Source organism: Stenotrophomonas sp. 2201_Sma (genome assembly GCF_056486685.1).
This window is the reverse complement of sequence record NZ_CM151329.1, coordinates 1,530,181-1,541,101: the sequence shown is the minus strand read 5'-3', so window position 1 is coordinate 1,541,101 and position 10,921 is coordinate 1,530,181. Positions and strand designations below refer to the sequence as shown.

At 67.5% G+C, this 10,921-nt stretch carries 11 protein-coding genes; 7 read left to right on the top strand and 4 right to left on the bottom strand.

The features are described 5' to 3' along the window. Nucleotides 1-7: 7 nt before the first annotated feature. The 6 genes from ACZLIF_RS07215 (at nt 8) to ACZLIF_RS07190 (ending at nt 5,654) form a co-directional block, all read left to right on the top strand. On the top strand, nt 8-199 hold the full coding sequence (locus ACZLIF_RS07215; protein WP_128987833.1) for a hypothetical protein: 192 nt from the start codon (nt 8-10) through the stop codon (nt 197-199). 72 nt (nt 200-271) lie between these two features. After that, entirely contained in the window at nt 272-2,173 is a 1,902-nt protein-coding gene (locus ACZLIF_RS07210; RefSeq protein WP_128987832.1) for a hypothetical protein, read from the top strand. A 10-nt stretch (nt 2,174-2,183) separates the two neighbouring features. Then, nucleotides 2,184-2,981 carry a hypothetical protein gene (locus ACZLIF_RS07205; protein WP_128987831.1) on the top strand — a complete coding sequence of 266 codons (798 nt, stop codon included), beginning with the start codon at nt 2,184-2,186 and terminating at the stop codon, nt 2,979-2,981. A 404-nt stretch (nt 2,982-3,385) separates the two neighbouring features. Continuing rightward, nucleotides 3,386-3,700, top strand: coding sequence for a DUF3649 domain-containing protein (locus tag ACZLIF_RS07200; RefSeq protein WP_053518219.1), 315 nt, complete (start codon nt 3,386-3,388; stop codon nt 3,698-3,700). Beyond that, nucleotides 3,697-5,325, top strand: a complete 1,629-nt coding sequence (locus ACZLIF_RS07195) for a PepSY-associated TM helix domain-containing protein (RefSeq protein ID WP_128987830.1) — start codon at nt 3,697-3,699, stop codon at nt 5,323-5,325. The genes ACZLIF_RS07200 and ACZLIF_RS07195 overlap by 4 nt, the downstream gene beginning before the upstream one ends. Before the next feature lie 2 nt (nt 5,326-5,327). Then, complete coding sequence (locus tag ACZLIF_RS07190) at nt 5,328-5,654, top strand: DUF3325 domain-containing protein (protein WP_128987875.1); 327 nt, start codon at nt 5,328-5,330, stop codon at nt 5,652-5,654. Between the two features lie 31 nt (nt 5,655-5,685). Here the strand turns inward: ACZLIF_RS07190 and rlmKL are convergent, their stop codons facing one another. Beyond that, on the bottom strand, nt 5,686-7,824 hold the full coding sequence (gene rlmKL / locus ACZLIF_RS07185) for a bifunctional 23S rRNA (guanine(2069)-N(7))-methyltransferase RlmK/23S rRNA (guanine(2445)-N(2))-methyltransferase RlmL (protein ID WP_065181385.1): 2,139 nt from the start codon (nt 7,822-7,824) through the stop codon (nt 5,686-5,688). 145 nt (nt 7,825-7,969) lie between these two features. Continuing rightward, nucleotides 7,970-8,497, bottom strand: a complete 528-nt coding sequence (locus tag ACZLIF_RS07180) for an alpha/beta hydrolase (RefSeq protein ID WP_053518227.1) — start codon at nt 8,495-8,497, stop codon at nt 7,970-7,972. Between the two features lie 72 nt (nt 8,498-8,569). On the opposite strand from ACZLIF_RS07180, the gene ACZLIF_RS07175 reads away from it, so the two are divergent. Further along, nucleotides 8,570-9,136: an N-acetylmuramoyl-L-alanine amidase gene (locus ACZLIF_RS07175; RefSeq protein ID WP_065174726.1), complete on the top strand. Its 567-nt coding sequence runs from the start codon at nt 8,570-8,572 to the stop codon at nt 9,134-9,136. Between the two features lie 71 nt (nt 9,137-9,207). On the opposite strand, the gene ACZLIF_RS07170 is transcribed toward ACZLIF_RS07175, so the two are convergent. After that, nucleotides 9,208-10,110: a sulfurtransferase gene (locus ACZLIF_RS07170; protein WP_053518214.1), complete on the bottom strand. Its 903-nt coding sequence runs from the start codon at nt 10,108-10,110 to the stop codon at nt 9,208-9,210. Beyond that, nucleotides 10,107-10,919 (bottom strand): CoA pyrophosphatase, encoded by an 813-nt coding sequence (locus tag ACZLIF_RS07165; protein WP_053518213.1) that lies wholly within the window; start codon nt 10,917-10,919, stop codon nt 10,107-10,109. Before ACZLIF_RS07165 ends, ACZLIF_RS07170 begins: the two co-directional genes overlap by 4 nt. Nucleotides 10,920-10,921 lie beyond the last annotated feature (2 nt).

Below are 10,921 nucleotides of genomic sequence, written 5' to 3'. Positions count from 1 at the left end.
AACACCCATGCGCTTTGATGCTCGCCTGTATCTTCGCTCCGAGTCTGCTGACCAGCCCGGCGTGATGTTGCAGTTCCGTCCGGTCAGTCAGCCGAACATGCCGCAGATCAATCTCACGGTCGATACGGCCGACGCCGCCACGCTCAAAGTCGGTGCGGTCTACCGCTTTGAAGCAACTGAAGTTCCCCAGGAGGCTTGACTCGTCGTGCGTACCTTCGGCCGTTGGGCGTCGTCTCCGCTCGGTGCTGGTCTACTGGTAGAGGATGGCGGCTTGACCGTGGCCTCACCGGGGGCGGTTGTTCTTGCCCGCATCGCCAGGAGCACCTTTCCGCTTACCGGTCCTGCCGGCGCTGAGTTCATGCTTTGGGGCGACGATCCTCTCGCTGCGATTATCGGCCTCTGCAACGCCGCTGCGCCGCTGTCCTCCGAGTTGGGTGCGTCCAATGGAGTCGGCTGGAAGCTGCACACCGGCCAAGTGGTCCGCAACGGCGCTGTGATTGCCAGCGGCCTGCCAATCCCCCTCAAGGGTGAGGCGTTGGGGGTACGCGTGCTGCCTGGCACACCTGCGCAGGCTCAGTTCTATCTTGACGGCCAGCAGGTGGCCAGCGTTGATGTCTTAGCGGGTGGCCCGTATTACTTCGCTGCATCTATCGCTGCCACCAAGGCGCGCGGCCTTCGCTGTGTTGTGAACGCTGGCCAGTGGCAAGGGCTCAGCCCGGCCGCACTTGCGGGATGGGCCCAGGCTGCCGATCCGATCTCCACAATCCGGGTCGCAAGCGAAGACTACATGAGCGCTGCCAGCGACTCGCCAGCGAACACCGCGTTCGCTGGGATCATCGCCACCGAGGGCCTGAGTACGATCAGCGCGGTTTCGTTCTGGATGTGGAGCAATGAGTCGCGTGCCGGCAGCGCCCAGGTCCGCGTGCAGGACGCCGCAGGGATGCTGGATGCCGCTGCGCTGTCCGCTATTCGTGACGTGCCAGTCACGGTGCGCCAGGTCGAGCAAGGCCAGTCGATGGCCAGTGCGGTGCCAGTCGCTCGCTATGTGCTGGATCGAATCGAGGTCGAAGACGACAGTTACAAGCGCCTTACGTTCAAGGACGCGCACAGTGACCTGGATGAGCCGCTGAGCAGGGCCGTATTTCTCCCGACCCACGGCGAGAGCATCGCCTGGCAGCCGCAGCCCGTGGTGATCGGGCTGGTGCGAAGCGTGCCGACCACGGCCGTAAACAGTGATGGTTCGCTGCAATGGATCTGCGATTCGCGCCTGCAATCAGTGATGAGTGTCCGTGACCGCGCAGTGGAACTGGTTGCCGGCACCGCGTACAGCCTGGTTGCTGGTGGACAGCAGCTCTCCCTGCAGTCGCCACCTCTCGGGCCGCTGACAGCTGACGTCTCGACCATCGGCGCGGACCGGCCGGCAACGCTTCAACAGGCGCTTTCAGACGTGTTCGGCCGTATTGGGAAAGCTGCATGGCAGAGCGCCGACGCGGTCGCCATCGATCAGGCTACGGGCTATGCCGGAGTGGGCTACTTTGCGGACGGCAACAGCACGCCGCGCGAGGCCTTGGCTGCGATCCTGGGCAGCTACTGCGCCGACTGGTGGCAGGATGGGGATGGCGTGCTGCGCCTGGCGCGATTGATCGACCCTGAGAGCGTTGCCGATGCGAACCTGGCATTCGAGCTCGACCTGGTCGAGCTCGCCGCTCCGCTGGTTGTGATGCCGGATTTGGCCCCCGGCCTCACCCGACGCATGGGCTATCGACCCAACGCGGTAGTCCTGGCTGACGGCGACATGGCCACTGGCCTGGATCAGGTGCCGCCCAGCATCCGCAAGGAACTGTCTGCCAGCCACCGTGGCCAGGTCTACGCCACCGGGGATCTGCCTGCCTGCTACCAGCACGCGGAGGCCGCGCCAGCGGTGGAGTCATGTTTCGATAGCCGCGCTGACGCTCAGGCGGAGATTGATCGTGTCGTGAAGCTCTACGCAGTGCCCCGCAACTTCTACGCCGGCCGGATGACCGCGCGGCCTGACCTGCAGCTGCGACCGGGCCAGGTCGGGCGCATCCGCTACCCGCGCTATGGCCTCGCAGCCGGTCGAAAGGTGATCGTCACGGCGGTGACCAGCAACCCCATCACTGGCGAACAGACCCTTAAATTCTGGGGCGCATAAGGACTGCCACATGCTTATCGGATTCTCCCCTGCAGGCGTGACCGCTGCCGTTGATGGCGCCACTGTCGCAAACCCCGCCGCCTTGACCGATGGGCGGCCCACAAGCATTGCTCGGCTCAGCGGCGGTACGTCGGCCGTCCGGCTGCGGTTGACCTGGCCAGCGGCCGCTGGCGTCCGTGTCGTTGGCATGCTCGGCTTGTCCTGCCCGGTCGGCACCTCCCTCAAGCTCACAGGGCGCAAGGCTGGTGATGCTACGTATGGTCAAGCCCTCGGTGGCACCTCGCTCAACCAAAAGGTGGTCGAGCTGGTGGACGGCAGCCGCGCGGCCTGGTGGGTGCTTCCAGCGGGCACTGTGGCCCTCGTGGGTATCCAGGTGGAGATTGGGGTGGCGGGCCTGGACGTGGGCGAGCTGTTCGCCCACCAGGCGGTAGACCTACCGATTGAGCCCGGCTCAGAGACTGAGCGCATCGATCCCAGCATTGTGGAGCGCACCCTGGGCGCAGGCGTCAACGTGGTGGCTCGGCGCACCTACCGGCGCCTCCGCTTTACCCCTCAGACCGACCGCCTGCAGATCGCCCGCCAGGGCGGCCTGGGGGGCGGGATGGACTGGGAGCGACTGGCCATGGCGGCCGCAGGTGGCGCGCGGATGTCGCTGGTGCCGCGTTGGGGGAGGGATGGCGCCCTGGACACGGAGGAGCTCCATCGGACGGCACTGTATGGCACGGTGGTGGCCGGGTCCGCTGGGCACGCTGGTGGCAACCAGTTCCGCAGTGGCGGGTGGGTGGCCGATGAGCTCCCCCCGATTTGAGCCCCGCTTGAAGCGGGGTTCTAACCCTGTTTGAGGGGCTATCGAACGGTCAGGGAAAAGGGGCTCACAGGGACGATTCGCCCTTGACTGGCCGGAGCTGGGGATTCTGCAAACCCCGTGTCCCGATTTCGCAGAGTGACTGTCCGCTTACAGTGGGCACGGAACGACTCCTCTTTCGTCACGCAGCCTTGATTAACAGAATGCGAATGCCTATCATTTACTGATCGGTGGTGCGCTTGGCCGCACGGGCAAGGAAGACCTGTCCGGTGCCCATGTACAGCCCTGACCTCCGGCTGCCCGTCTGCGCGGGCAGCGCTGCATTGATGGGACACGCTGGGCGACGTGCGCGGGGCGCAAGGGGGCCGCAGGCGCGTTCGATCCCCTCCCCGACCGACAGGACCACCGTGGACCGCTCGCCCGCAACCGCCAGCTCCCGTGTTTTCTTCCGCAACCCGCGCTGGGGCATCCTGTCGCGCTCGCTGGCCGCGATCTTCGGTGGCTATGCGCTGGCCTCCATGACCGGCGTGTTCTGTGCCGTCGTCCTGCCGGGCGCGCGGGGCCAGACCGTGCTGACCGGCATGCTGCTGGCCATCCTGGTTGCCGCCTGTGCCGCGCTGTGGGCATTCGCTACCCGCAGTGCCCTGCGTGCGTGGATCGGCATCCTCGCCCCTGCCCTGCTGATGGCCGGCATCGCGCGGCTGATGGGGGCCTGGGCATGAAGAACGGATTCCGCCAGTCGATGGCCTGGCTGCACACCTGGACCGGTCTGCTGGTCGGCTGGCTGCTGCTGCTGATCTTCATGGCCGGTACCGCAAGCTACTACCGTGAAGAGATCAGCCGCTGGATGCGCCCGGAACTGCCGGCCAGCACCGTCAGCATCGATGTGGCCGCGCAACGCAGCGTGGACTACCTGCAGGCCCATGCGGGGCAGGCCCAGACCTGGTTCGTGACCCTGCCGCAGCCGCGCAACCCGGCCATGCAGCTGTTCTGGCGCCTGCCACCCGAGCTGGCCGATCCAAGCCGTGGCCGCCGCGGTGCCTTCGGCGATGCCACGCTCGACCCGAACACCGGCGACGAACTGAACGCCCGCCAGACGCGCGGCGGAGATTTCTTCTACCGCCTGCATTTCGACCTGCACTACATCCCCGTACTGTGGGCCCGTTACCTGGTCGGCTTCTGCGCCATGTTCATGCTGGTGGCCATCATCACCGGGGTGATCACCCACAAGAAGATCTTCAAGGACTTCTTCACTTTCCGCAAAGACAAGGGCCTGCGCTCCTGGCTGGATTTCCACAATGTCAGCGCGGTGATGGCGCTGCCCTACCACGCGATGATCACCTACACGGGCATCGTCACCCTGATGATCATGTACCTGCCCTGGGGCGTGAAAGTGGCCTACCCGCAGGATGAGGACAAATTCTTCAGCGAAGCCTTCGGTGGCCTGCCTGAAGTAACCGCGCCGGCCGAAGGCCGCGCCGCGCCGCTGCCGATCGCCCGCCTGCTGGACGATGCGCGCGCCCACTGGCATGGCGCCGAAGTGGCCGGCTTCACCGTGTCCAATCCGGGCGCGCGCAACGCGGTGATCGACATCCGCCAGCGTGATGGAAAGCGTCTTTCCATTGACACGCCTTCGCTGCGTTACGACATGGTGGACGGCAGGCTGCTGGAACAGACCCCGGCCTCCGGTGGTGCCACCGCCACCCGTGGCGTGCTGTATGGCCTGCACCTGGCGCGCTTCGCCGACTGGGGGCTGCGTGCGTTGTTCTTCCTGTCCGGCCTGGTCGGCTGCCTGATGGTGGCCAGTGGCGTGGTGCTGTGGGCAGTGAAGGAACGACCGAAGCATGCCAAGAGCGGGCGCACCGGCTTCGGCCTGCGCCTGGTCGATGCGTTGAACATCGGTACCGTGGCCGGCCTGCCGATCGCCTTTGCCGCCTACTTCTGGGGCAATCGGCTGCTGCCGCTGGATCTGGCCGATCGCTCCAATGCCGAAGCCAACGTGTTCTTCTATGCGTGGGGCGGCGCCCTGCTGGCCGCGTTCGTCTGGCCGAAACGGGTGATGTGGACGTGGCAGCTGTACCTGGGCGCAGCCGCATTCGCGCTGGTTCCGGTGGTCAACGCGCTGACCACCCACGCCCATCTGGGCATTACCCTGCGCAGCGGCGACTGGGTGCTGGCGGGCTTCGACCTGTCGATGATCGCCTTCGGTGCGATGCTGGCGCTGTGCGGCTGGCGCATGCAGCGCTGGACGCCACCGCTGTCTGCGGCCGAGAAGAAAAAGCGTGCCGCGGCAACTGTTGCGCCCAGGGCACCGACCGAAGCCACCGAAGTGGAGGCCAGCGCATGATGCTGCTGGCGCTGGCGCTGGCGCTTTCCTTCTCCGCGTTCACCGCATTGTCGCTGGCAATGGAAAGGCACCAGCACGATCTGCACGGCAAAGCCGCCGTTCCGGCACGGCGCGCCCAGTGGCGGGTGCTGGGCTGGTCGCTGCTGGCAGTCACCTTCGCCCTGTGCGTTGCCGACCATGGCTGGGCCATGGGCCCGGTGCAGTGGCTGGGCGTGATGACGGTGGGCGGCGTGACGCTGTCGTTCGGGCTGTATCCCTACCGCCCGCGGTGGATCGTGCCGCTGGCGATCACCCTGCCGTTGCTGGGCCTGGTGGTGGCGCTGGCATAGCCGGTAGCGCCGGGCCATGCCCGGCGAACCTTCAACCCAAACGCTTCAACTCCCACGCACGGTGGATGCGTGCGTTGCGCTCGAAGTCCGGACCGATGGTACGCGCAGTGATCTCACGGCACTGGGCGAACTCGGCGATCGCGTTCTCTTCCAGCTTGAAACGGCGGAAGTTGTTGGAGAAGTACAGAACGCCTGCCGGTGCCAGCCGTGCCACCGCTGCACGCAGCAGCCGCAGCTGCTCGCGCTGCACATCGAAATCATCGGCGCGGGCGGAGTTGGAGAACGTCGGCGGATCGCAGAAGATCACATCGTACTGTCCGCGGTCGGCTTCCAGCCAGGCCATCGCATCGGCCTGCACCAGAAGATGCTGGTTGCCGCCCTGACCATTCAGGGCCAGGTTGTCGTAGCACCATTGCAGGTAGGTAGCGGACAGGTCGACACTGGTGGTGCTGGCCGCGCCGGCCACGGCTGCCTGCACGCTGGCCACGCCGGTGTAGCAGAACAGGTTGAGGAAGCGCTTGCCACGCACCTGCTCGGCCATCATCCGGCGCAGCGGACGATGGTCCAGGAACAGGCCGGTATCGAGATAGTCGAACAGGTTCACCTGCAGCAGCGCATGATTCTCGCGCACCACCACGAACTCGTCGCGCTGCTCGAAACGGCCGTACTTGCTGCCGCCCTTGCCACGCTCGCGTGACTTCATCGATACCTGTTCGGGCGGCACGCCGAATACCTCACGCGCGGCGGCCAGCAGTTCGTTGCGGCGGCGGCGCACGTCGTTCTCGGGAATCGCCGCCGGTGCAGCGTATTCCTGCACGTGCAGGAAGGTACGGCGCTGTCCACCGTCCTCTTCGTAGACATCGATGGCCGCCGCGTATTCCGGCAGGTCCGCATCGTAGGCGCGGAAGCAGGTGATGTCCTCGCGCGCGCGCCAGCTCTTGAACTTCTTCAGGTTCTTGCGCAGGCGGTTGGCCACCATCTGCGCACCTTCGCTCAGCTCCCGCGGCTGTGCCGGATCACGCCCCGGCACCGCGATCGGGTCGCAGACGATCAGCGCGCATTCCAGCGCGCCATTGAACATCTGGTACTTCTTGGCCGCACGAAGACCCGTGGCGAAGGCCAGCTCGTCGTTGCCGCACAGCAGGCTGGCGCGCCACTGCGGCACCGCCTTCTGCAGCGCGTTGCCCAGGGCGCGGTACAGCGCCGGATCGGCGGCCAAGCGCTCGTCGTAGGGCGGGTTGCAGACCACCGCACCGATCTCCTGCTCCGGCGAGGTGAGCTCGGATACGTCGGCGCGGGTGAAGCGGATGGCGTGGGCCACGCCCGCCACTTCGGCATTCTCGCGTGCCGCTTCGATCGCCGTCGGATCGATGTCGCTGCCGTGGATCACCGGCTTCAGCGCGGCCAGGCCGGTGGCCTCGCGCTCGCGCGCCTCGCTCTGGATCGCCTTCCAGGCCACCTTGTCGAAGCCCAGCCAGCGGCTCGGCGGCAGGCTGCCGTGGCGCATCAGGCCCGGCGCGACGTCGGCCGCCATCAGCGCGCCTTCGATCAACAACGTGCCGCTGCCGCACATCGGGTCCAGCAGGCCACCACCGGCGGCATGCAGACGCGGCCACTGCGCCCGCAGCAGCAACGCGGCCGCCAGGTTCTCCTTCAGCGGCGCTTCGTGCGCGGCCCCCCGCCAGCCACGGCGGTGCAGCGGGCCGCCGCCGAGGTCGATCGACAGCGAGGCACGGCCCTTGCGCAGCGACAGGTTGACGCGCACATCCGGCAGATCAGTGTTGACCGACGGCCGCTCCAGGCCCTCATCGCGCATGCGGTCGACGATGGCGTCCTTGATCCGCTGCGCGGCAAAGCGGGCGTGGGTGATCTTGTCGCCGGACACATGCGCATCCACCGCCAGGGTCATCTCCGGCTTGATGTGCTCATGCCACGGCAGCGCACGCACGCCGTCATACAGCGCCTGCTCGTCCGGGCATTCGAACTCGTCGATCGGCCACAGCACGCGGCTGGCCAGGCGTGACCACATCACGATCCGCAGCGCCTGCTCCAGCTCGCCCTCGGCATTGACGCCGGCAATGGTGGCAGTGGCCTTGTCCAGGCCCAGGGCCGACAGTTCATCGGCAAGCAGGTATTCCAGGCCCTTGGCGCAGGAGACGAAGAATTTCACGGGATCGGTTCGCAGGTGGTCGGGCGCGGCAGGGGAGCCGCGCCAGTCGGAAAGGAGGGCCGTGGGCACGGCCGGCAGGCCCGCGCCGGGGGCGGCGGGGCTGCCATTGTAGTCAATGCGGGCCGGCGCGCCGTGCGCCCCGGCTTCACAGTTGGCGCAGCAGGCGCTCGAAGGCGTGTGCGGATGCCTCCACGTGCCGCTCCAGGCGGTGGCCATCGTCCACCAGCAGCAGCTGTGCCGAGCGCGCCTGCGCCCAGGCGATCACCCCGGCGGCAGGCACAACATCATCGTGCCAGGCCTGGACCACGGTGGTGGGGACCGCTGCGGCGTCCAGCGCCGGCATGGGCCCCATGGTGGTCGGCGGGACCATCAGGAACAGGCCCGCCACCGGTACCTGCAACGAGGCGATCGCAGAGATGTAGGCGCCCAGGCTGGAACCGGCCAGTACCAGCGGCCCTTGTGCCGCCGCATGTGCAGCGCGTTCCAGCAGGCGCTGCAGACGCCCCGGCACGTCACCGACGCGGCTCACTTCGCTCATCGCGTCCAGATCGGTGTAGTCCGGCCGCTCATGGGTCCAGCCCAGGCGTTGGGCGACCTCGGCCAGTGCCGTGACCTTGGTGGCCTCCGGCCCGCTCTCGAAGCCATGGGAGAGGATGCAGTGACCGCGGCTCATGCACACGCTCCGCAGGCGCGCACCGACAACGAAAGAGAATGCAGGTTCATTGCGCAATGCTAGCATCGCCGCATGCCCAACCCGCTCCTGCCCGGCCTGCTGCTGCAGCCCCTGCCCTATCACGACCTTCTGCCGCTGCGCGCGCCGGACACGCTGGAGATGGTGGTGATCCACTGCACCGAGCTGCCCGACCTGGCCACGGCCCGTGCCTATGGCGAGCGGGTGCTGTACGACAGCGGCGCCGGCAACAGCGGCCATTTCTACATCGACCGCGACGGCAGCGTCGTGCAGTACGTGGCACCTGAGCGCGTGGCCCACCACGTCCGCGGCATGAACGCACGGACGCTGGGCATCGAGCTGGTCAACAGCGGGCGCTACCCCGACTGGTTCGACAGCCGTCACCAGGCGATGGACGAGCCGTACACCGAGCCGCAGCTGCAGGCCCTGGAACAGCTGCTGCTGGCCTTGGTGGCGCGCTACCCGTCACTGCAGCGGATCGCCGGCCACGACCAGCTGGACCGGGAACAGGTGCAGGCCAGTGACGATCCGACGTTGAGCGTGGCCCGCAAGCGCGATCCGGGGCCGTTGTTTCCGTGGGCTCGGGTGCTGGCGAAGGTGCCCCTGCAATCGATCGGGTAACCGGCAGGACTGCCGCCTGAAGGGGGCAGATCCGTTCTGCGCAGGAAAACGGATCTGACCCCGGTTCTGTCTCAGGTACCGCTGGCGACCGGTCGGCTGCTGTCGCTGACCCAGCCGCTCCAGGAATCGGCATAGATGCGCGCCCCGGACAGGCCCGCCGCTTCCATCGCCAGCAGCAGATGGCACGCCGTCACGCCGGAACCGCACATCAGTACGACCTGCTGCGGATCGCGATTGCCGATGATGCCCTGCAGCTCGGCACGCAGCTCCTGCGTATCGCGCATGCGGCCATCGAGCACATTGGATGCGAACGGGCGGTTGACCGCGCCGGGCACGTGGCCGGCCACCGGATCCAGCGGTTCGACCTCGCCGCGGAAGCGCTCTCCCGCGCGGGCGTCCAGCAACCAGCCCGGCGCATGCTTGAGCCGGGCGGTGATCTCGTCGGCGTTGGCGATCTGCGTGGTGTCAAAGCGCCCCGGATAGGCCGGCTGGGCCGGAACCTCGCCCGCACCGGTCGCCAGCGGCAGCCCCGCTGCCTGCCAGGCCGCAATGCCTCCATCGAGCACCGCCACCCGCGCGTGGCCCATCAGGCGCAGCAGCCACCACAGGCGCGCGGCGGCCATGCTGCCGTCGCTGCCGTCGTAGACCACCACCTGGGTCTCCGGGGCGATACCCCAGCGACCCAGCCGTGCGGCGAACGCGTCGCTGTCCGGCAGCGGGTGGCGACCGTGGCCGGCACGCGTGAGGTCGGACAGATCCCGGTTGAGGTCGGCGTACACCGCACCGGGGACATGACCGGCCAGGTACTGGCCCTCGCCCGCCTGCGGATCGCCCAGCGACGCGCGCGCATCGACCACACGCACGGCGGTGCTCGCCGTTGCACGGGCGTCGACCACGCGCACGTCCTCGCCCAGTGCAGCGGCGAGGGTGGCGACATCGACCAGGGTGGTCCACGGCGGATCGATCGGCTTCATTGCACTTGCTCCAGGCGGCGACGCAGGTTGTAGAGAATGGCCGCCGTCGCCCCCCAGATCCGCTGGCCAGGCCAGCCGTACTCGAGCACATGACGGATGCGGCCACGATGATTGATTTCGACCTGGCGCAGGTTGTCGGCCGCCATCAGGTAATCCAGTGGCACCTCGAACACCTCGGCCACTTCACTGGGCTGCGGCACGGGCACGAAATCCGGATCGACCACCGCCACCACCGGGGTGACGCGGTAACCGGTGATGGTCACGAACGGATCGAGGTAGCCCAGCGGCTGCACCTGCGCAGGCGCCAGCGCGATTTCTTCCTGGCTTTCGCGCAGCGCTGCGGCCAGCGCATCGCGATCATCCGGCTCGGTACGGCCGCCGGGAAACCCAACCTGGCCGCCGTGCTGTCGCAGGGTTTCAGTGCGACGGGTCAGGATCACCTGCGCGCCATTGGCACGCGGCACGATGCCGGCCAGCACCGCCGCTTCCACCGGCGGACCCGGCGGCAGCAGGTCGATCAGTTCACTGCGGTTCCAACCGTCACCGGCGGGCGGGGCGGCCAGCGGATGCAATGCGCGCAACAGCCGATCATGGTCGGCCAGCGAGCCGTGCAGCGATTGTTGCAGCTGCTCGCGCAGCGGCAGCACGCGATGCAGGATGTGGCTGCGTTCGCTGTCGCTCATCGACGACCACCGTGTGATCTCGTCGATGTGCCGCCGGCAACCGCGGCACAGCCGGTTGCCATCCAGCTTGCACGTTCCGATGCAGGGGCTTGCGACAACACGCGCCGGGTCTTCCGTAGTTTGCACGC